Origin of the sequence: Bradyrhizobium rifense (genome assembly GCF_008123425.1) — a bacterium.
Classification (GTDB): Bacteria; Pseudomonadota; Alphaproteobacteria; order Rhizobiales; family Xanthobacteraceae; genus Bradyrhizobium; species Bradyrhizobium rifense.
Window position 1 is genome coordinate 66,097 of the sequence record NZ_VSSS01000010.1, and the last position, 21,992, is coordinate 88,088.

The 21,992-nt window shown below is 61.6% G+C and carries 20 protein-coding genes; 17 read left to right on the top strand and 3 right to left on the bottom strand.

Annotated elements, in window-relative coordinates; all coding sequences use genetic code 11:
* The first annotated feature begins 3 nt into the window (after nucleotides 1-3).
* The 6 genes from FXB40_RS04720 to FXB40_RS04745 all read left to right on the top strand — a co-directional run bounded on the left by FXB40_RS04720 (nucleotide 4) and on the right by FXB40_RS04745 (nucleotide 6,437).
* Nucleotides 4-1,014: an ornithine cyclodeaminase family protein gene (locus FXB40_RS04720; protein ID WP_148771035.1), complete on the top strand. Its 1,011-nt coding sequence runs from the start codon at nucleotides 4-6 to the stop codon at nucleotides 1,012-1,014.
* Nucleotides 1,007-2,683 (top strand): thiamine pyrophosphate-dependent enzyme, encoded by a 1,677-nt coding sequence (locus FXB40_RS04725; RefSeq protein WP_210352124.1) that lies wholly within the window; start codon nucleotides 1,007-1,009, stop codon nucleotides 2,681-2,683. Before FXB40_RS04720 ends, FXB40_RS04725 begins: the two co-directional genes overlap by 8 nt.
* Nucleotides 2,680-3,354 carry a DUF1028 domain-containing protein gene (locus FXB40_RS04730; RefSeq protein WP_148771036.1) on the top strand — a complete coding sequence of 225 codons (675 nt, stop codon included), beginning with the start codon at nucleotides 2,680-2,682 and terminating at the stop codon, nucleotides 3,352-3,354. The genes FXB40_RS04725 and FXB40_RS04730 overlap by 4 nt, the downstream gene beginning before the upstream one ends.
* Before the next feature lie 291 nt (nucleotides 3,355-3,645).
* Nucleotides 3,646-4,449, top strand: a complete 804-nt coding sequence (locus FXB40_RS04735) for an ABC transporter ATP-binding protein (RefSeq protein ID WP_148771037.1) — start codon at nucleotides 3,646-3,648, stop codon at nucleotides 4,447-4,449.
* The gene (locus FXB40_RS04740) at nucleotides 4,446-5,279 is read left to right on the top strand and encodes an ABC transporter permease (protein WP_148771038.1); all 834 of its coding nucleotides are present in this window, start codon (nucleotides 4,446-4,448) and stop codon (nucleotides 5,277-5,279) included. The genes FXB40_RS04735 and FXB40_RS04740 overlap by 4 nt, the downstream gene beginning before the upstream one ends.
* 156 nt (nucleotides 5,280-5,435) lie before the next feature.
* Nucleotides 5,436-6,437 (top strand): ornithine cyclodeaminase family protein, encoded by a 1,002-nt coding sequence (locus FXB40_RS04745; RefSeq protein WP_148771039.1) that lies wholly within the window; start codon nucleotides 5,436-5,438, stop codon nucleotides 6,435-6,437.
* Nucleotides 6,438-6,748: 311 nt separating this feature from the next.
* Here the strand turns inward: FXB40_RS04745 and FXB40_RS04750 are convergent, their stop codons facing one another.
* Together FXB40_RS04750 and FXB40_RS04755 are read right to left on the bottom strand one after the other, a co-directional pair.
* On the bottom strand, nucleotides 6,749-7,519 hold the full coding sequence (locus FXB40_RS04750; protein ID WP_148771040.1) for an SDR family NAD(P)-dependent oxidoreductase: 771 nt from the start codon (nucleotides 7,517-7,519) through the stop codon (nucleotides 6,749-6,751).
* A 31-nt stretch (nucleotides 7,520-7,550) separates the two neighbouring features.
* The gene (locus FXB40_RS04755; protein ID WP_148771041.1) at nucleotides 7,551-8,690 is read right to left on the bottom strand and encodes an NADH:flavin oxidoreductase; all 1,140 of its coding nucleotides are present in this window, start codon (nucleotides 8,688-8,690) and stop codon (nucleotides 7,551-7,553) included.
* A gap of 165 nt (nucleotides 8,691-8,855) precedes the next feature.
* On the opposite strand from FXB40_RS04755, the gene FXB40_RS04760 reads away from it, so the two are divergent.
* Nucleotides 8,856-9,326 carry an RrF2 family transcriptional regulator gene (locus tag FXB40_RS04760; RefSeq protein ID WP_148771042.1) on the top strand — a complete coding sequence of 157 codons (471 nt, stop codon included), beginning with the start codon at nucleotides 8,856-8,858 and terminating at the stop codon, nucleotides 9,324-9,326.
* 241 nt (nucleotides 9,327-9,567) lie between these two features.
* Here FXB40_RS04760 and FXB40_RS04765 read toward each other — a convergent pair whose 3' ends face one another.
* Nucleotides 9,568-10,347: a TetR/AcrR family transcriptional regulator gene (locus tag FXB40_RS04765; protein WP_148771043.1), complete on the bottom strand. Its 780-nt coding sequence runs from the start codon at nucleotides 10,345-10,347 to the stop codon at nucleotides 9,568-9,570.
* A 323-nt stretch (nucleotides 10,348-10,670) separates the two neighbouring features.
* Between FXB40_RS04765 and FXB40_RS04770 the strand changes: the two genes are divergently transcribed.
* Genes FXB40_RS04770 through FXB40_RS04815 form a run of 10 tightly spaced genes read left to right on the top strand, consistent with a single transcriptional unit; the run spans nucleotide 10,671 to nucleotide 21,977 of the window.
* On the top strand, nucleotides 10,671-12,230 hold the full coding sequence (locus FXB40_RS04770; protein WP_148771044.1) for an AMP-binding protein: 1,560 nt from the start codon (nucleotides 10,671-10,673) through the stop codon (nucleotides 12,228-12,230).
* Nucleotides 12,220-13,458: an acetyl-CoA C-acetyltransferase gene (locus FXB40_RS04775; protein ID WP_148771045.1), complete on the top strand. Its 1,239-nt coding sequence runs from the start codon at nucleotides 12,220-12,222 to the stop codon at nucleotides 13,456-13,458. Before FXB40_RS04770 ends, FXB40_RS04775 begins: the two co-directional genes overlap by 11 nt.
* Before the next feature lie 11 nt (nucleotides 13,459-13,469).
* Entirely contained in the window at nucleotides 13,470-15,596 is a 2,127-nt protein-coding gene (locus FXB40_RS04780) for a 3-hydroxyacyl-CoA dehydrogenase NAD-binding domain-containing protein (RefSeq protein ID WP_148771046.1), read from the top strand.
* A complete protein-coding gene (locus tag FXB40_RS47675) occupies nucleotides 15,586-16,077 on the top strand; it encodes a PaaI family thioesterase (RefSeq protein ID WP_187436670.1) in 492 nt (163 codons plus the stop codon). The genes FXB40_RS04780 and FXB40_RS47675 overlap by 11 nt, the downstream gene beginning before the upstream one ends.
* Nucleotides 16,074-17,321 (top strand): FAD-dependent monooxygenase, encoded by a 1,248-nt coding sequence (locus FXB40_RS04790; RefSeq protein WP_246207375.1) that lies wholly within the window; start codon nucleotides 16,074-16,076, stop codon nucleotides 17,319-17,321. Before FXB40_RS47675 ends, FXB40_RS04790 begins: the two co-directional genes overlap by 4 nt.
* Complete coding sequence (locus FXB40_RS04795) at nucleotides 17,318-18,190, top strand: branched-chain amino acid ABC transporter permease (protein WP_246207376.1); 873 nt, start codon at nucleotides 17,318-17,320, stop codon at nucleotides 18,188-18,190. The genes FXB40_RS04790 and FXB40_RS04795 overlap by 4 nt, the downstream gene beginning before the upstream one ends.
* A complete protein-coding gene (locus FXB40_RS04800) occupies nucleotides 18,187-19,191 on the top strand; it encodes a branched-chain amino acid ABC transporter permease (protein ID WP_210352125.1) in 1,005 nt (334 codons plus the stop codon). Before FXB40_RS04795 ends, FXB40_RS04800 begins: the two co-directional genes overlap by 4 nt.
* Nucleotides 19,188-19,943 carry an ABC transporter ATP-binding protein gene (locus FXB40_RS04805; RefSeq protein ID WP_148771047.1) on the top strand — a complete coding sequence of 252 codons (756 nt, stop codon included), beginning with the start codon at nucleotides 19,188-19,190 and terminating at the stop codon, nucleotides 19,941-19,943. The genes FXB40_RS04800 and FXB40_RS04805 overlap by 4 nt, the downstream gene beginning before the upstream one ends.
* The gene (locus FXB40_RS04810) at nucleotides 19,933-20,724 is read left to right on the top strand and encodes an ABC transporter ATP-binding protein (RefSeq protein ID WP_148771048.1); all 792 of its coding nucleotides are present in this window, start codon (nucleotides 19,933-19,935) and stop codon (nucleotides 20,722-20,724) included. Before FXB40_RS04805 ends, FXB40_RS04810 begins: the two co-directional genes overlap by 11 nt.
* On the top strand, nucleotides 20,721-21,977 hold the full coding sequence (locus tag FXB40_RS04815; RefSeq protein ID WP_148771049.1) for a cytochrome P450 family protein: 1,257 nt from the start codon (nucleotides 20,721-20,723) through the stop codon (nucleotides 21,975-21,977). Before FXB40_RS04810 ends, FXB40_RS04815 begins: the two co-directional genes overlap by 4 nt.
* Nucleotides 21,978-21,992: the final 15 nt, after the last annotated feature.

Below are 21,992 nucleotides of genomic sequence, written 5' to 3' on the forward strand. Positions count from 1 at the left end.
GCCATGGCTCGTGTCGATTTCCGCTATCTCGATCGGAAGCAAGTGCGCTCGCTTCTGCCTCCGATCAAAGTCCTGCTCTCGCTGATCGAACAGGGCCTGTCCGCGCACGGACGGCGGGACGTTGTCCTGCCTCCGAAGGCCCACATCCAGCTGGATGACCGCTACAACGGCCATTTCAACATTCTGGTGGGCTGGGCAGGCCCGAATGATACGGCCGGCGTCAAGGTCATCGGAGACTACGTCGATAACTACAAACACGGGCTTCCTTCTGAGGTCGCCATGCTCACATTGTACAATCCCAGAACCGGCGTGCCGCGGGCCTTGATGGACGCGACAGATTTGACGACGGAACGAACCGGTGCCGTCACGGGTATCGGAGCAAAATATCTCGCCCCCAAGGGCGCGAAGATCATCGGCCATGTCGGCGCGCGCGGCACTGCGTTCGCGAATATCGCGATTCTCGCCAAATTGTTCGAGATCGCCGAAGTCCGCATCACCAGCAAGAGGCCCGAAACGCGCGAGGCCCTGGCGCAACGTGTTCGGGAGGAATGCGGCATCAAGGCCGTGGCCGTCGCCACCGCCGAAGAAGCCTGTCGCGGCGCCGATATCGTCGTCGAGGCGACCCGTCTGGAGAAGCCCGAGATCCTGATCCGAGACGAGTGGCTGACGCCGCACTGCCTTCTCATTTGCTATGGCTGGAAAATGGCTGTCGATCCGGACACGGTTAAGACAGCTTCGAAGGTCGTCGTCGATGATTGGGAGCAGTGCTGCAAGGGCGGCCAGTTGCATCCGATGATCGAGAGCGGCGAACTCACGCGCGCCAAGCTATACGCCGAGATTGGCGAGGTGACGTGTGGCTCAAAGGCCGGGCGTGCCGATACCGACGGTCGCATCGTGTTCTGGCATCGCGGCTTCGCCATCAGCGACGTCATGCTGGGCGCGCACATTCTGGACTCGGCCGCTTCAAAGAACATCGGCACCGTCTTGAACCTGTTTGACCTTCCGGATGAGTAAGACGGTGAACGAAGCCCTCGTGCCACAGACGACACGTGAAATGAGCGGCGCGGACGCGGTTGTCGATGCGCTGCTCAAGCACGGGTTGAAGTCGCTCTACTGTCTTCCCGGCATCCAGAACGACGCCTTGTTTGTTTCCTTGTTCGATCGCCGAAACGAAATCCAGGCCGTGCACACCCGACATGAGCAGGGCGCCGCCTACATGGCGCTGGGCGCGGCACTGGCGACCGGCAAGCCTGCCGCCTATGCCGTGGTTCCAGGCCCGGGCGTGCTCAATACCGCAGCCGCGCTCGGGACGGCTTACAGCACCGGCGCGAAGGTACTCTGCCTATCGGGTCAGATTCCAAGTCATGCGATCGGCAAGGGACTTGGCTATCTGCACGAACTGCCTGACCAATTGGGAATCCTTGAACGGTTGACGAAGTGGGCCAGGCGGACGAGGGCGCCTGAGGATGTGCCGGCCGACTTTGCGGGAGCTTTTGCAGCGATGCGGTCAGGTCGCCCTCGTCCCGTAGCCATGGAAGTGCCCATGGACGTTTTGTCCCGGAGAGCCGAAATCAAGGCTGCTTTCGTGCGCGAGCCGGACGTTGCGCCGGCTCTCGAGGACGACGCTCTCGCGAGAGCGGCCTCCCTGTTGTCCCGTGCCGAGCGCCCATTGATCTTTGTCGGGGGCGGGGCCCAGGACGCTGGTCTGCCGTTGAGGCAACTTGCGGAAAAGCTCGGTGCGCCCGTTGTGGCTCATCGCATGGGGAGGGGCGTGCTGGACGATAGGCATCCGCTCAGTCTAAATCTGACCGCCGGCCACGCCCTCTGGAAGGGCTGCGACGTCGTCCTTGCAATCGGAACAAGGATGCATTTACCGCTGACGCAGTGGGGATCCGACGAAGAGCTGCAGGTCATCAAGGTGGATGTCGACCGACTAGAGATGTCGCGCGGCCGCCAGCCCGACGTGGCCTTGTGTGGAGAGGCGCTCGATGTCCTGCAGCGTCTCAATGCCCAGATACGAAAGCCCGTTGGGGATCGCGATAACCGGGTCGCATCGAGCCGTGCCTTGAAGGCCGAGATTGCGGGTAAGCTCGATCTTCTGCGTCCGCAGTTGGACTATTTGCGCGCGATCCGAGATGTGCTCCCGGACAATGGCATTCTCGTCGACGAGTCGACACAGGTCGGCTACGTCTCGCGCATCGGTTACGAAACGCGGTTACCCCGGACCTATCTCTCCTCCGGGCATGCGGGAACCCTGGGCTGGGGATTTCCAACCGCTCTCGGCGCGCAGCACGCGTTACCGAATACCCCGGTCGTGTCGATCACCGGCGACGGCGGCTTCATGTTCAACGTGCAGGAGCTTGCTACAGCGGCCCATCACAACATTCCTCTCGTGACGGTGCTTTTCAACGATGGCGCATTCGGGAACGTCCAGCGTATGCAGCGTGAGCTCTACGGACAGCGCGTCATCGCAACAGACCTGACCAACCCGGATTTTGTGCGGATGGCGGATAGCTTTGGCATCGACGCCATGCGCGCTCAAGGGCCGCAGGCCTTGAGGAGTGCCCTGACGAGAGCCATCGAGGCTCGTCGTCCCTCCCTGATCGAAGTGCCATGTCGTCAAATGCCGGAACCTTGGCCGTTCCTTCAATTGCCGCGGGTTCGCGGGCGGAGCTCGGTATGACGATCTCGATAAGTGGACGCTGCAATCAGACGGGGCAGCTTGGAATCGCGATAGCGTCGTCGAGTATGAGCGTGGCGGCGCGATGCGCATATGCCCGCGCCGGCGCCGGTGTTTGCGCCACCCAAAATATCACCGATCCGCGCTTGGGGCCACGCGCTCTTGCCTTGATGGAGCTGGGGCTGGACGCCGATACGATCCTTGCCGGGATTCGCGCAAACACGGAACACATCGAATTCCGCCAACTCGGGGTTCTCGACCATTCCGGGCGGACTGCATGCTATTCCGGACTCCATAGTCTCGGCACTTTCGCAAGTGCCCACGGCCAGGACGTGATTGCGCTCGGCAACCTCCTTGCGAATGCCGAAGTGCCGAAGCGCATGATGTCGGCATTCAACGAGAACGCCGATGCTGAACTCGGCGATCGGCTGATCACTGCCATGCAAGCTGGCCTGGCAGCTGGCGGCGAGGCCGGCCCAATGCTTTCGGCGGGCATGATTATTGTTGATCGCGTTCCCTGGCCGATCGCAGATATCCGGGTCGACCTACATGATGAGCCAATCACCCGACTGTCGGAGCTATGGAAGGCCTGGAGGCCGCAAATGGATGACTATGTAACCCGGGCGCTTAAACCTTCGGCGGCGCCAAAGTTTGGAGTTCCTGGAGATTTGTGAACTCGTTCGGACGGGCTTCGTTTGCCGTATCTCTCAGCCCTGGCGAGTTGTTCTGCTATCATTCTGCGTCGTCTGTGCCCAATATTCCGTCACGTCACTCCGAAAGTCGGAGATAAACTCAGAATCCGCGGGGAGACGGCCAGCACAAAGGCCCCTGACGAGTCTTGAATGGAGCAGGTTCGGACGCGACCAGCTTCGCGGGCCCGATAGCAAATCGAGGAGGCTGACGTCTTCCCGATTGCCCATCTGATTGTGACCCGTGCGACGTCTTAAGAATGGATTACGAAGAAAATGACCGAAGCAGCAAGCGCAAGCGTTCTCCGATTCAGTGCGATTCAACAGAGCTTTGCGAGTCCGACTGGAGATGCGCCAAACGTGGTCATCAGCGATGTCGGCTTCGAAGTGAAGCGGGGCAAGTTCGTCAGCGTTATCGGGCCGAGTGGCTGTGGGAAGAGCACTCTCATCCAAATGGCCGCAGGGCTTCTCAAGCCGTCGGTCGGCATGGTCTTCCACCATGATCGGGAGGTCACTAGCGTGAATCGCACCATCGGCTTCGTGCCACAACAGGCACAGTTGTTGCCGTGGAAGACGATGATCGAAAACATCGAATTTCCGTTGTTGCTGCGCGGCATGGCTCTATCCGAGCGCCGCGCGAAGGCCATGGAGGCTATTAAGCGAGTGGACCTCGCCGGCTTTGAATCGCACTACCCATATCAATTGTCGGGCGGTATGCAGAAGCGCGCGTCCATCGCACGCATGCTGGTCTACAAGCCGGATACAATCTTGATGGATGAGCCGTTCGGTGCGTTGGACGCGCAAACGCGCATGGTCATGCAACATGATTTGCAGACAATGCTGGCTACCGAAGGTGCAAGCGTGCTCTTCGTCACGCATGACATCACCGAGGCGGTTTTGTTGTCGGACAGCGTTGTCGTGCTAAGTCGCAGGCCCGCGCGTGTCATCGCCGAAATTCCCATCGATTTGCCACGACCTCGCGACATGTTCGAACCTTACGGGACCCCCGGCTTTGCCGAAGCGTACGATCGGGTGTGGTCCGTATTTCGAAGCGAACTCAACATCAGGCGTGCGGCATGAGCGACCAGATGACACTGACTTCACTCCGATCGCCATCGCCGAAACAAATCTGTGCGCCCGTATGTCGGGCGTTTTTGTTGGCAGCCCCGGGCGTCACGTTGCTCTGCTTTTGGCAATTTGCATCCGGACGATTGATACGCGAGACGTATGTCAGCAAGCCGACGGAAATCGCATGGCGTCTTATCGACCTGTTCTACACCGGTGAAATTTGGCCAAGCCTCCGTGTGACGGGGGAGGAATTGGTTCTATCATATGTGATCGGCGTTCTGCTCGGGCTGTTGCTCGGATATGCGCTTGGGCGTTCTCCGCGCGCGGCCTCAATCTTCGAGCCCTACGTGATGGCATTCTACGGAATACCGAAAATCGCCTTGGCGCCCTTATTCGTCATTTGGTTCGGTATCGGCATTTGGTCGAAGGTGATGCTGGCCGGCACAATGGTGTTCTTTCTCGTCTTCTATAATGTCTTCGCCGGCGTCCGGTCGGTCGACCGGGATGTCGTTAATTTGGCCCTGGTTTTGGGTGCGAATGAACGTCAGCTGGGTCGACAGATATATCTACCTGCTGCGGCGCCGTTTCTGCTGCTGGGGATGCGCATGGCAATACCCTATACTGTCATCGGCGTGATCGTGGGAGAGTTTACCTCGTCAACCGCAGGGCTCGGTCTGTTTATCAACTATGCGTCTTCGACTTACGATCCGGCCGGCGTATTCGCAGGCATTTTTATCCTCTTGGCTTTCGTGATGGGGATGAATGCGTTGGCCAATCGCCTTGAGCGCAAGCTCCTGAAATGGCAGCCAACCTCCCAGAGGATTGCCTCCGAGCCAAACTAGGCCGTGCGTGCAGCATGCTCCGATCTTTTCGGACTGGTTGGCTCCAACGGGCTCGAAGCGGTCGCTGCGGGCGAATAGGGGCATAGTCTTGGACCCACTCCAACAGACGATCGTCGGCCACATTCCGTTGTGCTGTAAATTGGAAGAGACCGCCTCATGGATCCAATCTATCTCACTTATCTGAATCGCCAGGACATCGAGGCGCTGAAACTGTCCGATCAAGAGGTTCTGGACGCGATTGAGTCGGGTCTCGCGAGACAAGGCCGCGGGGAGGCGGTTATTGAGCCGCGTGTTCATCTCGAACCAAAGTTGGCTGACGGCCATTTCAACGTTCTTCGAGGCGTTCTCGGCACCGCCAACAACGCCGCAGGCGTGAAGATTGTTGGTGACTTCGTCGATAACTACAAGTTTGGAATGCCTTCGGAATTCGGAGTGCTTCTGCTGTTCGACCCGCGCAACGGTGTGCCGAGAGCCATCATGGACGCGAGCGGCATAACGGACATGCGGACGGGAGCTGTGACGGCAATAGGCGCCAAATATCTAGCTCGGAAGAATTCGAAGATACTGGGGCACATCGGGGCGCGAGGCACCGCGTACTGGAATGTCCGCCTGTTGGACCACCTCTTCGCCTTCGATGAAATTCGTGTCCATTCAAGGCGACCGGAGAGCCGGAATGGGTTCGCGGAGCGATTAAGTCGAGACCTCGGGAAAAAAGTGGTTGCGACCGAAGATTGGCGGGCTTGCGTTGAAGGGGCAGATATCGTCGTTGAAGCGTCGCGCCTTGTCGAACCTGAACCGATGCTCCTTACGAGCTGGATTAAGAGCGGAGCCTTCGTCGTTCCCTATGGGACCATGAGCGCGGTCGAACTGTCTCTGACGGATATCATGAGCAAGCTCGTGGTTGACGATTGGGGCCAGTGCAAGTCCGGAAAGTTTGGAAGTCTTCGGGCGCATGTTGAGGCCGGAAAGCTGTCCGAAGAATCACTCTACGCCGAACTCGGCCAGATTGTCGCCGGGCTGAAGCCTGGCCGGGAAAGCGAAGACGAGACCATCTTGCTTTGGCACCGCGGCCTCTCTCTGAGCGATATTGCGCTCGGGCATGCGATGCTGAAGAAGGGAGAGCTTCTTGGTATCGGGCAACGCCTGAGGTACGCTTAGCCGGGGAAATCCAGGGCGAGTTCTCGGGTCCGGACGCGGGACTTTGCCCCGTACTTCTACGGAAGATGTCACTCAACAGCGGCGGCTGGAGCAGCAGGAGTCGCTAGGCGTGATCTCCATTCCAGAGTGAAGGTTGCCAAAGAGACCTGTTTGGGTCATGCGGCCCCACTGGGTAAGCCGGCAATTTACGGTCCAATGGTGTTACGACTTCCCAGGTCTGGATTTGATGTGCGCTTCGCAGCCGGTGCGCGGTGTTGCTGGAAGCAGGCAAATCTCTTGCAATAGCCATCAGGCAAGCACCACGCTGAGGTTCAGAGCACCCATCCCCCGGACACTTCGATACGCTGAGCGTTGATCCAACGATGAGAGGGTGACAGCAGCGCCGCGATAACGGGTCCGATATCGTCGGGCACCCCGGCGCGCCCCAGAGCTGTCTGCGACGCGATGAAAGCATTCACCTCAAGGATGTCGCGCAGCGCCCCTCCGCCGAAATCCGTTTCGATTCCGCCGGGCGCGACGACATTCACGGCTATCTTACGCTCACCAAGCTCCTTCGCGAGATAGCGCGTGAGCACCTCGATCGCACCCTTCAGGGCTCCATAGACGGCAAAGCCCGGCAGAGCGACCCGCGCAAGGCCGCTCGACAAGTTCACGATGCGACCGCCATCGGCGATGATCGGCAGGAGCTTTTGCGTCAGGAAAAACACGCCCTTGAAGTGGACGTTGACAAGGCGATCAAAGAGCTCTTCCGACGTCGTCGCAAATGGGGCATCCAGTCCGATGCCCGCATTGTTGACGAGAGCGTGGATGTTCTCGTGTCCGAGCCGACCGAGCTCGCTGCGCAAAGCGGCGGCGAAGGCGTCGAAAGAGCCAACGTCAGTGGTGTCCAATCGCAACGCGACCGCCTTGCGGCCGAGCCCTTCAATCTCGCCCACGACCTCGGCCGCTGCATCTCCGTTGCTATGATACGTGATGACGACGTCGAAGCCGCTTCTTGCAGCTGATATCGCCGTGTTGCGGCCGAGACCACGGCCGCCACCGGTCACGAGAATGATGTTGGGTCTTGAGTCTTGACTGGACATGATGGTTTTCCTGCGCGACGAGAGAAGGACGTCAGACGAGGGTCTGAAGCATGCTGAGGCTGTAAGGGATCAAAGGCGTGCCGTTTCGGACACGGTGCGGCCAATCCGGGTTGGCGATCAGCGCTCTTCCCACCGCCACAAGGTCGAAGTCTCCGCGTTCCAGCCCTGCGAGCAGCGGGACGAGATTGTTTTCGGGCAAGCTGCCCTCACCGCGCATCATCTCGGCCATCGAGTTGTTGAGCGTGACCGAGCCAACGGTGATCGTCGGCTTTCCCGTCAGCCGCTTCGTCCACGTCGCGAGATTTGCCTCCGTGCCGAACTCACCTTCCCAATATCGACGCTGAGACAGATGGAATGCATCGACGCCGGCGCTCGCGAGCGGGCGAACGATAGCAGCCCATTCGTCCGGGCTGGCCGCGAGCCGCGCGCCATAATCCTGTTGCTTCCAGGTCGACAGCCGCAGCACCACCGGGAAATCCGGCCCGACATTCGCGCGGATCTCCTGAATGACCTCGGCCGCGAAACGGGTTCGGCGGCCGATGTCGCCGCCATACGCGTCCTCGCGCAGGTTGGTTTGATCCCAGAGAAACTGATCGATGAGGTAGCCATGCGCGCCGTGAATTTCGACGCCGTCAAAGCCCGACGCCTTTGCGGTGCGCGCTGCTGCGCCGTAGGCCTCGATCGCGCCGCGAATGTCGTCAGGGGTTGGCGGCCGCCCGACCCGTTCGAGAGGCAGACCGTTTCCTCCGATGATGCCGGAAGGGCTGAAGCGGTCGTCGCTGCCTGGACCACCGTCATAGAGACGCCCCACCCCGTCGACCTGCGGCTTGCGCACCAGCCCGACGTGCCAGAGCTGCGCGAAGATCCGCCCTCCCGCGTCGTGCACGTGCTCAACCACGCGCCGCCATCCGTCGAGAGCGTCATCTCCGTAGATGCGGGGGGCGTTTTCATCGTGTCCCGCGCTGGCATGAGGAATGAACGTGCCTTCAGTAATGATGAGGCCGACGCCGCCCTCGGCTCGCCGCCGATAGTAGCGGGCGACATTCTCACCCGGCACGCCTCCGGGCGACATGGCGCGGGTCATCGGGGCCATCGCGATGCGGTTGCGCAGCTCGAGACCACCGATCCGAGTGGGCTTGAACAGGATGTCGAGAGGGTCAGAGAGTTTCATTTGGACGGTGGACCAATTGTGCTCCTGGACGGCCGTCTCGGATGCGATAGACCGCCTCTTCTAAAATGCACCGATATATGATACATTCAAAAACTAAAATGCAATCATCTCGGATACATTATCACAGAAATGTGTGCGATTGCACGGCTATGGCAAGGTAAGCTAATGATTGATCTACGCTTTTCGACCGCACTCCAGATGGTGCTGAGCGTGGCCCTCGCCGATCAGGATGGCTTCCGGTGCACCAGCCGAACTTTGGCGGAAGGTTTGGCCACCAATCCGAGTTTCATTCGCAAGTTGCTGATCCCGTTGACTCGCGAAGGCATGCTCGTGGCATCGATCGGCAAGGGCGGCGGCCTTCACCTCGGCCGGGCGCCCGAGCAGATCACGTTGCGGGACCTCTATCTTGCAGTGATGGAGGACAAGAAGCTCCTTGTCGGCCGGGAGGATATTCCGGCCCAATGCAGGATCAGCGCCAATATCAACGAGTTTTTTGCGGAGGTCGCCACCGACGCTGAGACAGCGATGTTAAATGCTCTCGGTCGTCGGAACATCGCAGACAGTCTTGCCGAGGTTCTGCGTCTCGACGCCAGCCGCATGAAGCGAGTGAGGAAAACGGCGAACGCCGCCGAATAGCCGGGCGTGGCCGAGCAGTGGCGAATGAGCACATGAGAGAGCGCTCCTTGGGCGCAAGCCGCCAGAGATTTCTAATGTTCGAGATCAGCAATCGGCCCTATGCGACGTCTGGCGCCGCCGCGTTGACTTAGTTGCCAACGGAACAAAGCGAACGTAGCCTCGTCGCGCGGCCCAGTAGTAAGCCCGGTTCTGAGGATCACGACACAGTCTCGGCGCTCCGACCCGAGGGCGACGCTCCGCATCAGGTGGGCGAGCGCCATGCGATGGAATGGGAGGCGATCTGTTTCAACGTCTGTATGGCGGCGGTTTTGCTCATCTTCGCGCCGGCAAAATCTCCCCAGCGAGATGTCCAGTTGTAGCAGGTGAATTCCAGCATCGAACACAAAGCGGATGCCGCGTAATGTGGGTCGATCGTCGGGCAGTAGCCGAGCTTCCTGGCTTTGCCGATAATGTGCGCGATGGCGCCGATGCCTTGTTGGCGGAGATCATGCCAGCGTTTCGCGAAGGCTTCATCGACCATCGACATCTGTAGTGCCGAATTTACGATCGGCCAGTCTTCCATATAGAGCTGCCAGAAGATGCCGAGCTTTTCCTCGAAGTTATCGATTGGATCCTGATTCGGTCGCAGCGGCAGATGGATCTGTTGAAGCAGCTTCTGCCGAAACTCCTCGGTGAGTTCCAGCAGCAACTCATCCTTTGATTTGTAGTAGCGATAGAATACGCCGATCGACCGCTGCGCTTCTTTCATGATTTCGGCAATCGTCGAGTTCAGGAAGCCATCCCTCGCAAAGATCACGCGCGCGGCGGCCTTGATTTGAAGTCTGGTGCGGTCGCCCTTCTTCGCGGGCAAGTCGCTGCTGGCTCGCGACCCGGCCCCAATGGGTTGCGCGGTCTTCGCCAGCGGCAGTTCGCTTTGCCGGGGCAGGCGAGTCTTTTTTAAAGCCCCTGCTGCTTCCTTGATGGCTGGCTTCACCGCGAACTGTCCTGATCTGATGAAAACGGGATGGCGAGCTTGTGCCATATTTTGTCGCTCATCCAAAATACTTCCCTCATTGTCATGGCTTCCGGCACAGGGTGACTTGGCGCGCTGGTTCGGGTTGCGGTTGCGATGGCAGCGCCGCGTTGGGGGCAGTGAACCGCAAAAATTCACAAAAGTGAAGATGATTTCACTTTCATTTCCAGAAGAGGCATGTTAGCCATGGCCAAAATCAAGAGACCATTCAGAGGAGACGTGATGCAGCCATCGACGGCAAAGTCGCCCAGTCGCCTTCCTTGCTGGAAGACGCGTGCCCGCCAACGGCATGCGGCGCGGGCCATGTCCGTTCCGGCTTCGGCGAGGCTTGCATGTCGCTGACCTCGACCGTTCGGCGCGCCGCCCAGATCAACGCGCGGGGCCCCGCGGTGGTTGACGGTGCCGTCCGCACGTCATGGAGTGCGTTTGCCGATCGCGTTTCCCGCGTTGCGGGAGGGCTCGCTGCCCTCGGATTGCAGCCCGGTGAGCGAGTCGCCATTCTCGCCGTGAATCATGCGAGTTTTCTGGAACTGCAATACGCGGTTCTATGGGCGGGTGGCGTTCTCGTTCCGGTGAACTACCGGCTCTCCTCAAACGAGATCTCCTATATTGTCGGTGCCGCTTCTGCCTGCATGATTGTCGCCGACCCGCAATTCGAGCGCGTTGTCCGTGATGTCGCAAACAACGTACCGGCATTGCGGCGCGTCATCTGGTTCTCCGGCCCGGAAGCGCGTGGCGACTCGTCCTATGACTGGCTCGCGTCGCAGAAGGCAATCGAGGATCAGTCGGAGGACAGGGCGGATGACACGGCCGGCATCTATTTTACCGGTGGAACCACCGGGCGTCCCAAGGGTGTCGTTCTCTCGCGGTTGAATTTTCTCAGCCAGGCTGCCGCGATGCAGAGTTCGCTGGAGCTACGCTCGGACAGCGTCTATTTGCACGCCACACCGCTGTTTCATCTGGCGGATTGCGGCATCGGCCACGCGGTCACGTTCGCCGCGGGAGCTCACAGTTTTCTTTCGCAGTTTGAGGCCGACGCTTGCTTGCGGAAAATCCGCCAAGACGGCGTGACGGAGATCAATCTTGTTCCGACCATGCTTGCGACCTTGCTTGATGCCGCCGAAGGCGGATCGCGCGACATGGCGGTTGCACTGGCTGCGGTACGGACGGTGGCGTATGGCGGTGCGCCGATCCCGGCGCCATTGCTGCACCGGCTGCTTGCACGGCTGCCAAACGCGAAATTTCGGCAATTCTACGGAATGACGGAGACCTGCGGCGCGTGCGCGTCGCTTCCGCCGGATTTCCACGTCAGCGGTGTTGACGCGAGCCGGCTGCGATCCGTCGGTCAGGCGATGCCATTCGCCGAAATCAGGATTGTTGCACCCGATGGCACTGAGCGTCCGCGCGGCGAAGCGGGCGAGGTGGCCATCCGGGGGCTCCAGACCATGCGCGGCTATTGGAACGATCCCGGCGCGACCTCGCGCGCGTTGCGAGGTGGCTGGCTTCACAGCGGCGACGTCGGGGTGATGGACGCGGACGGCTTCGTGACCATCGTCGAGCGGCTCAAGGACATGATCATATCGGGTGGCGAAAATATCTATTCCGCCGAAGTCGAGAACGTCATCGCGGCGCATCCGTCGGTGACCGCGTGCGCCGTGATCGGGCTTTCGGACCAGCGCTGGGGCGAACGGGTTCACGCCGTGGTCGTGCGCCGATCCGATGTCGAAAGTGCCGAGCTGCAACGCGACCTCGAGGCGCGCTGTCGCGATCTGATCGCCGGCTACAAATGCCCGAAAAGCTGGGACATTCGGGCTGAGCCGCTGCCGCTCAGCAGCCTTGGCAAGGTCAACAAAGCCAAATTGCGCGAGGAGGCAGAAAGCTATGCCGGCTAAATTGGACGTCCGTGCGCATGGCGGCGCAGAGGCCATCATTTTCGATGCTGTCCGGACTCCCCGTGGTAAGGGCAAGAAAGACGGTGCGCTGCATCATCTGTCGCCGCTGCATCTGATGGCGACGACCTTGCGCGCGCTGGAGAACCGAAACGGCCTCGATACGTCGCAGATCGAGGACGTCATTCTCGGCTGTGCCGAAGGTGTCCATGATCAAGGCGCCAATATCGCGCGCTCAGCGGTGCTCGCCGCTGGCTTTAGCGAGAGGGTCCCGGGAACGACGGTTGCGCGATTCTGCGGCTCCGGTCTGGAAGCCGTCAATATCGCCGCGGCGAAAGTACAGGCAGGGCAGGCCGATCTGGTCATCGCCGGCGGCATCGAAATGATGTCGCTGGTGCCGATGCTGGGGACCGGTGGCCCGATGGCCAGCGACATCTTCTTCAACGACGCGTCCTGGCTAACGCCGCAGGGCGTATCGGCCGATCTGATCGCAACCCTTCACGGCTATTCGCGCGCCGATGTCGATGCATTCGCCGCCGAGTCGCATCGTCGCGCGCATGTTGCGAGCTCGAGCGGCTGGTTCGACCGTTCGATCGTGCCTGTCGCCGACCAGAACGGCGACATCGCCTTGACGCATGACGAACTGATCCGGCCGGACACGACTATCGAGCGGCTGGCGCAGCTGCGTCCGTCGTTTGCTGGATTTGGAAAGGCGGGCTTCGAGACCACCGTCAAGCATCGCTATCCGGAGGTCGATCGCCTCGATTATGTTCACCACGCCGGCAACTCCTCCGGCATCGCCGACGGCGCCGCCGCCATGCTGATCGGATCCGCTGCCGCCGGCGAAAAACTTGGCCTGAAACCGCGCGCGCGCATTCGCGCCATGTCGCAGATCGGCATCGACCCCTGCATCATGCTGACGGCACCGGCGGAAGCGAGCCAGCGCTGCCTCGATCGTGCCGGTCTCACCTTCGCGGATGTCGATCTGTTCGAGGTCAACGAGGCCTTCGCGTCGGTCGTGCTCTACTTCATGGAGGCGACGGGCGCCGCACACGGCCAGGTGAATCCAGTCGGCGGCGCCATCGCGCTCGGTCACCCCATCGGAGCGACGGGATCGATCCTGATCGGCACGCTGGCAGATGAGCTCCACCGTCAAGACAAGCAGTTCGGCATCGCGACGATGTGCACGGGCCTTGGCATGGGCGTCGCAACTCTGATCGAGCGGATGTGAAAGACCAGGCGATGATTCAGACAGCTTTCGAGCCAGAGACCGGCATCTCCGTCATCACCTGGGATGCGCCGAATTCTCCGGTGAACATCAAGAACCGCGCAGCGATCGCGGCCTTTGTTGCTGCTGTTGCGGAAGCGATCGGGAATGCCTCGGTCAAGGGCGTGATCATCACGTCGGCGAAGAGGGATTTTATATCCGGCGGTGATCTCGACGAACTTCGGCAGGCACAAACTCCAGCCGAAGCGGCGGCTCTGGTCGGTGAGATCGGGCGGTGCCTTCGCCGCATTGAGACCAGCGGCAAGCCTTTCGTCGCCGCTCTGAACGGCTCCGCGATGGGTGGCGGACTGGAAGTTGCCCTGGCTTGCCACCGTCGCATCGCGGTTGACGATCCGACTCTGCGGCTTGCGTTCCCGGAGGTCACCCTCGGCCTGATCCCCGGAGCGGGCGGAACGCAGCGGTTGCCCCGCCTGATCGGGATCGCACGCGCGATGCCGCTACTGATGGAGGGGCGTCCGGTCGATGTTCACGAGGCGCTCAAGATCGGCCTGATCGATGAACTCGTCGATCGGACGGCGTTCATGGATGCGGCGCGGCGCTGGATCGCGTCGGCGCCGGAGGCGGTCCAGCCGTGGGATCGAAAGCACTACGTGCTTCCCGGCTTTCATCCGCAGTCGCCGGAAGGCCGCAACTTCTTCTCCGCGGCCTGGCCCGCACTGCGCCGCAAGACATTGGTGGCGGATGCGGCACCTGGCGCGGTCCTCCAGGTCCTGCATCACGGACTCGAGCGCGGAATCGACGCCGGATTGCGGATCGAAGCCACGCATTTCGCAACCGTGGCATCGTCACGCTCGGCCAAGAACAAGATCCGCACGCAGTATTATGCGGCCAACGCCGCCCGCAATCTCAAGGCACGCCCCAAGGATGTCGCGAAGTTCGAACCCGTCCGGGCGGGCGTGATCGGCGCTGGCCTGATGGGCAACGGTATCGCCTATTGCCTGGCGCGGGCCGGCGTAGCGGTGACGCTGGTGGATGTTTCCGAAGAGCGGCTCGGGAAAGCTCGCGATCAACTGCACCGCAACGGGCTCAAAGCGGTCGAGCGCGGTGCGTTGTCACAGGCCAAGCTCGACCAGCTCATGTCGTTGGTCGGAACCACGACGGATGTTGCCAGTCTGGCAGGTTGCGATGCCGTGTTCGAGGCGGTCGTCGAAATCGAATCCGTCAAGCGTGATGTGATTAGCCGGGCGGCTGCGGTGCTTCCGGCCAATGCGCTGATCGCCACCAACACGTCAACGCTGCCGATCTCCAATCTCGCGGGCGCCTCGTCAAGTCCCGGCAATTTGATCGGCATGCACTTCTTCGCGCCCGTCGATAGGATGCCGCTGCTTGAGGTTATCCGTGGCCCGCAAACCACCGATGCAACGCTCGCCCGTGCGCTCGACGTCGCCAAGCTCATGGGAAAAACCCCGATCATCGTTCGCGATGGCCGCGGCTTTTTTACCAGCCGCGTGGTGGCATCCTACACGCGCGAGGCTCTGCTTCTGCTGTCCGAGGGCGTGCCCCCGCAGGTCGTGGACAATGCTGCACTGGCCGCAGGCATGCCGATCGGGCCGTTGGCGATGGCCGACCAGACCTCGCTCGACCTCCTCTATGACATTCTCGGCAGCGTCGCCGGTCCAGACCGGGAGTTGGATCATCACGCACGCTCGCTCGAAGTGCTCAATCGTCTCAGCCATCGGCTGGGGCGACCGGGCCGCAAGGCATCGGCGGGAATCTATGATTACGGCTCCGACGGCAGCCGTGCCGTCTGGTCCGGCCTGTCCGCCGAATACCCGGCGAAAAAGGCGGGATCGGATGTGCAGGAAATTCAGCGCCGCCTTTTGCATATCCAGGCGATCGAAACCATACGCGCGATGGAGGACGGCATCATCGCGAATGCATCCGACGCCGATCTCGGCTCGGTGCTCGGCTGGGCGTTCCCGGCCCATCACGGCGGAGTGCTGTCCTATGTCGACGGCATCGGGGCCGGGCCGTTCGCAAAGGAATGCGAAGCTCTGGCGGAAACGTGCGGCGACAGGTTCGTTCCGCCGTCGCGCCTGCTTGCCATGGCCGGCAGCAAGGAGCGCTTCCATGACCTCTGACAACGCGGCGACGACCGGCCTCACAAAGGCGAATCTCTCGGCCATCCTGGCGGATGCGTTCGCGCCCTGGGTTCAGGATCTCAACCTTTCGGTCGAAGAGATCGGCAGTGACGGAATCACGATGCGTCTGCCGGCGGAGGCCAGGCTTTCGCGTATCGGCGGCATTGTATCCGGTCAGGCCATGACGGCCATGGCCGATACCACGATGGTGCTGGCGCTGGCTGCGCATTTTGGCGGCTTCCGTCCTGTCGCGACGGTCGATATCGCGATGTCGTTCATGCGCGCAATCAAGTCGAGCGATGTCTTATGCCAGGCGCGGGTGCGCCGTGCCGGACGTTCGCTCGCCTTCGTCCATGCAGAATTGCGCGCCGCCGATGACACGCAGATTGCCGCCGTCGCCAACGGGACATTCGCCGTCCCGGACACCGGAGCAGCAAGCGAAACTGACCGTCAACCGATGCGGACACGGAGCAAGACATGAGCGGTCTGCGCGTTGCGGTGATCGGTGGAGGTATTGGCGGATGCTCAGCGGCGTTGGCCTTGCAGCGCGTCGGCTGCATTGTCGATGTCTATGAGCAGGTGCCGGTGAAGGGCGAGGTTGGCGCCGGCATCCAGATTTCGCCAAATGCGAGCCGGCTGCTCAACGTCTATGGCCTGGCTCAGCAGCTCGAGGCGATTGCCGTCAGGCCCTCGATGACCGAAGCCCGGCGCTGGGATGATGGCCGTATCCTTTCCCGGGAGCAGCTTGGCCCGGCAATGGAGCGCGACTTCGGCGCACCTTATTATCATGTTCACCGCGCCGATCTGCTCAACATCATCAGCGGCGCGATCCCGCAGCACTGTTTGCATATGGGACGGCGATGTATCGGCCTCGTGCAGCACGACGACCGCGTCGAGGTGATGTTCGAGGGTGGTTCTACGGTCGAGGCCGACGTGGTGGTCGGGGCGGACGGGATTCATTCTGCGGTCCGGCGCGAGTTGTTCGGGGCAGAACAGCCCAGGTTCTCCGGCAACGTCGCCTATCGCGGCGTCGTTCCGGTCGAACGCATCGCAGATCTCGGTATCGAGCGGAAATCCACCAACTGGATGGGCCCCGGCGGCCACTTCGTCCACTATTTTGTGTCGGGTGGACGCTACCTGAACTTCGTCGCGGTCGTCGAGCAGGCGGCCTGGCAGCGCGAATCCTGGAACGATCGCGGCGACGTAGCTGAAGCTCAGCAATACTACGAGGGCTGGCATCCGCAGCTTCACGCAATCCTGCGTGCTGTCGACGATATCTACAAATGGGCCTTGTTCGATCGCGATCCGCTTCCGTCATGGACGCTGGGGCGCGCGACGCTGCTCGGCGATGCCTGCCATCCCATGCTTCCTTACATGGCGCAGGGCGCAGCCCAGGCGATTGAAGACGGCGCTGTGCTGGCAGCCTGTCTCAGCTCTGTGCCGGACCTCAGTGTCGAGGATGCATTGAAGCGTTACGAGGCCATCCGCAAGCCGCGCGCATCCGAAATCCAGGCGCTTGCGCGGCGCAACGCCCAGACCTTCCATCTGCATGACGGACCAGAACAGCAGGCGCGAGACGGCCGGATGGCCGCACACGCCGGCGGTCGCGACGTGGCCGCGGTCAGCCCGGCGCGCAGCATGATCTTTGCCTACGACGCCATGCAGGAGCAGGTCGGGCCGGCCGCCGGGGATGTCACACCGAAGCGAATGGACCTGTGGACATGATGATCGCGAGTGTCCTCGAGCTGATCTTCAACGGCGTCGCCTACGGCATCGTGCTGTTCCTGATCGCATGTGGATTGTCAATCACGATGGGCCTGATGGGCTTCACCAATCTGGCGCATGGTTCGATCGTGATGTTCGGCGGCTATCTCGTCGTCGCGCTGATGAAGGGTTTCGGCTGGCCGTTTCTGGCCACGATTCCCGCGGCATTCGTCGTCTGCGCGCTCGTGGGAGCCGGGTTTGAGCGTCTGCTGTTTCGCCGGTTATATTCCGCCGGTGAACTCAATCAGGTTCTCCTGACCATCGGGCTGGTGTTCATATCGGTTGCGATCGCGACCTATCTGTGGGGCGCGGGACAGCAACCCCTTCAGATGCCGGCCTATCTGAACGCGCGCCTGTCCCTCGGCCTGTTCGAGGTCAGTTCATACCGCCTGTTCCTCCTTCTGGTGGGGGGCGCAATGACGGGCCTGTTGGCGCTGGTGTTCGAGCGATCGAATCTCGGCGCGCAGGTTCGGGCTGCCGTCGACAACCGGCAGATGGCGATGAGTTGCGGCATCAACGTCGATCGCCTGTTCACGCTGGTGTTCGCCGTGGGATGTGGCATTGCCGGCACCGGCGGTGCGCTGAGCGTCAATTTGCTGGGGCTCGATCCGTCCTTTCCGCTCCGCTATCTCGTGTTCATTCTCATCGTCGTGACGGTCGGCGGATCCGGGTCGATCTGGGGAACGCTGATCGCAGCGCTCTTGCTCGGGATCTGCGACGTCTTCAGCAAGTATTATGTGCCGGAGGCGGGCGCTTTCACCATCTTCGCCCTCGCCGCGGTGATCCTGTTCTGGCATCCGCAAGGGCTGTTCGGGAGAGCTGCGACATGACGATGGTCGCCCTCAGATCGCTCGAACCGGTCAGGCTGCTTGCCGAGCGCAGCCGCTGGCGCGCCGCCGAGTTCGTCTTCTGGTCGTTCGTGGTCGCCAGCTATTTCCTGTTCCCCGGCTATCTGGTGCTGATCAGTCAAATTCTGATCGCTGGTCTTTTTGCATTGTCGCTCGACCTGCTGCTCGGCTTTGGCGGCATGCCATCGCTGGGACACGCGGCGTTCTTCGGCCTCGGTGCCTATACGGCGGGACTTCTGGGGCAGATGGGCTGGGGCGAGCCGATCTCGGGATTGCTGCTGTCGGGGATTGTTGCAGGTGTTTTCGGCCTGGTGTGCAGCCTCTTTCTGAGCCGGCTCAGAACAACCGCCTTTCTCATGGTGACGCTGACGCTCGGTCTGCTGTTGCGTGAATTTGCCAATCGATGGTCGGGTCTGACCGGCGGCGACGATGGGCTCTCGGATATTGCTCTGTGGCCCCTGTTCGGTGTCTTCAGGTTCGGCCTCTCGGGCCATACGGCGTTCTGGTACGGCCTGTGCGTCACTTTCATCGTTTTTCTGCTCGTTCGCCGGCTGGTGCATTCCCCGGTCGGTCTGGCGCTCGAGGCGATGCGCGAAAACGAACGCAGAGCGGTCGCGCTCGGCATATCGCCACGGTTGATGGTGATCGCCATATTCACCCTGTCGTCGGCCATTGCCGGCCTCGCCGGCGCGCTGCTGACCCAGACAACCTCCTTTGTCGCGCTGGAGGTCCTCAGCTTCGAGCGTTCGGCCGGGGTCCTCATCATGCTCGTCCTGGGTGGTGTCGGAACGCTTTACGGCGCGCTGGTCGGGGCTGCCGTGTATCTCGTCGCACGGGATGTCCTGTCCGCTCTCGATCCGGTCTACTGGTACTTCTGGCTCGGGCTCATCATCGTCATGGTGGTGCTGTTCGCCAACGACGGCCTGGTCGGCCTGTCGCAACGCCTTCAGGCGCGGGCCGTCCGGCGATGGGAGGCGGCATGACCGATCCCGTGCTTTTCACCCAAGGGTTGTGCAAGAGCTTCGGCGCGCTTCGCGTGACCAACAATCTCGATCTCCGCATCGAGGCCGGTGCGCGGCACGCGCTGATCGGCCCGAATGGCGCCGGCAAAAGCACGCTGGTCAATTTGCTGACGGGCGTGCTGAAGCCGTCAAGCGGCAGGGTTTGGCTGAACGGCGAGGACATCACCAGGTTGCCGGCGGCGGAGCGGGTCTGGAAAGGCCTGTCGCGGACGTTTCAAGTGTCGACCATTTTCCCGCGCCTCACCGCGTTCGAGGCCGTGGTCCTTGCGGTATGCCGGCGCGAACGCCTGTTGCGAAATCCATCCCGCCTGCTGTCGGGCTGCAAGCCCCAGGCGGAGGAAGCCTGGGACTTTCTCGGACGCTTTGGATTGACCGGAGTTGCGGACCGCCAGATGGGCGAGTTGGCCTATGGTCAGCAACGCTTGACCGAGATCGTGCTGGCTCTCGCAGCGCGCCCCAAGGTTCTGCTGCTGGACGAACCGGCGGCCGGCGTCCCGGCGCAGGATAGCGAGGCGCTGTTCTCAGCGATCGAAAATCTGCCGAGGGATGTCGCGGTGCTGTTCATCGAGCACGACATGGAGCTCGTGTTCCGCTTCGCTGAGAAGATCACCGTTCTTGTCGCCGGCGAGTCGTTTCGAGAGGGCGTGCCGGCCGAGATCGCCTCCGATCCCGATGTGCGTCGGGTCTATTTGGGCGACGAAGATGACGAGTAAGCGGGTTCTTCTCCATATCGAATCGCTTTGCGCCGGCTACGGCGAGTCCATCATCATTGAGGACATCGGCTTTTCGCTCGCAGCCGGCTCGTCGCTGGCATTGTTGGGTCGCAACGGCGTCGGAAAGTCGACCTTGTTCCGTACGCTGCTCGGGCATGCGCGCCAGCGCAGCGGCGTCATCCGCTTCAATGACCGCGATATCAGCGGAACGACGCCGTATGCGCGCGTCTGGCAGGGGTTGGGGTGGGTGCCGCAGGAACGGCTGATGTTTCCGAGCCTGACGGTCGCCGAGCATCTGGCGATCGCGGACCGCAAGGGCGCCTGGACGCTCGATCGTGTCTACGGCCTGTTTCCGCGGCTCAAGGAACGACAGCGCAATCTGGGCGGACAGCTCTCCGGCGGCGAACAGCAGATGCTCGCCATTGCGCGGGCCCTGATGACCAATCCCACGCTGCTCTTGCTGGATGAGCCCTTGGAAGGGCTGGCGCCGATCGTCGTGAAGGAGGTCGGCGATTGCATCCGTCGCCTCGTCGAGGAGGAAGGGCAGGCCATCATTCTCGTCGAGCAGCGCGTGAAGTTTGCCCTGCGGCTGACGGAGGCCGCGCTCGTTCTCGACCGGGGCAGGGTGGCGTACTCCGGCTCCAGCAATGACCTGCTCAACAATGCCCGGTTGCTCGACGATCTGATCGGACTCCGGAGCGGGTCGAATCTTCAAGGTCAACGATCCGGTGGCGAAGTACGCCGAGAGCCCGATGGCATCACAGCGGGAGGACAATCATGAACCAGGTGAACGGCCTGCATGTGGACGGTGAATTGATCGACGTTCCGAACTTCGAAGCGATGCTCAATCCGCATCCGCTCTATGCCGAGCTCGCCGCAATGGGCCCCGTCGTGCGGTTGCGGACCCATCTCGGCGTGGAAGTGTACGGCATTACCCAATGGGACACCGCGATCGCCGTGCTGCGTGACGCCCGCTTTTCGAAGAGCTCGATCAACATGCAGGAAGCGCTCAAGAAGAGCGGGCTGTCCGGACCAGGCTCGGGCTTTCCGATCTCCGGGGCCAAATCAGGCAATCTCCTGAACACGGACCCGCCGGACCACACGCGGTTGCGCAACCTGGTCAACATGGCGTTTTCGCCCCGTCGCATCGAGTTGCTCCGCCTGCGCGTCGAAGCCCTGGTCGACGACCTCCTGTCGCGACTCGTCGGGCGCGAAGATGCCGACATGATCGGTGAATTCGCCTATCCGATCGGCATCACCATGATCTGCGAATTGCTCGGCGTCCCGGACGACAGCCGATCGAACTTTCGTGACTGGGCGACGAAGGCGATGTCGCCGGGTCACGCGGATCAGCAGCAGAGCCTCAATCTTCTGATGCAATATCTTGCCGACCTGATCGCCGCGAAACGAAAGCTGGTGGATGACGGCGCGGCGCCGGATGCCCAGCCCGATGTCCTGTCGGCGATGATCGCCGCACGCCTTACCAATGATGCGCTCACCGAGGACGAGCTCGTCAGCATGTCGTATCTGATGCTGATCGCCGGGCATGAGACCACGGTCGGATTGATCGGCAACGCGTTGCTCCAATTCATGCAGCATCCGGAGCAGATGACGCGGCTCGCCGGTCAGCCGGACTTGATCAAGCAGGCGATAGAGGAGGTCTTGCGCTACGACGGTCCGGTGCACAGGACGACCATGCGTGCCACCGCGGAAGACGTCGACATCGGAGGCCTCACGATTCCGCGCGGGAGTTTCGTTCAAGTGCTGATAGCGGGGTGCAATCGCGATGCGGTGCGGTTTCCGGATCCCGATCGTTTCGACATCAGTCGCAAGCCGTCGCAGAATCTCGCGTTTGGCTATGGCGCTCACTTCTGTCTCGGATTGCATCTGGCCCGGCTCGAGGCGCAAACCGGCATCACACGCGCCCTGAAAGCTCATCCGGAGATGCGCCTTGCCTGTTCGCCGGAGGATATCCCCTGGGCCAGGACGGTCATCCGCGCACCGGCGCGGTTGCCCGTGCGGTTCGGCCGTTGAGGGGATGTAACGATG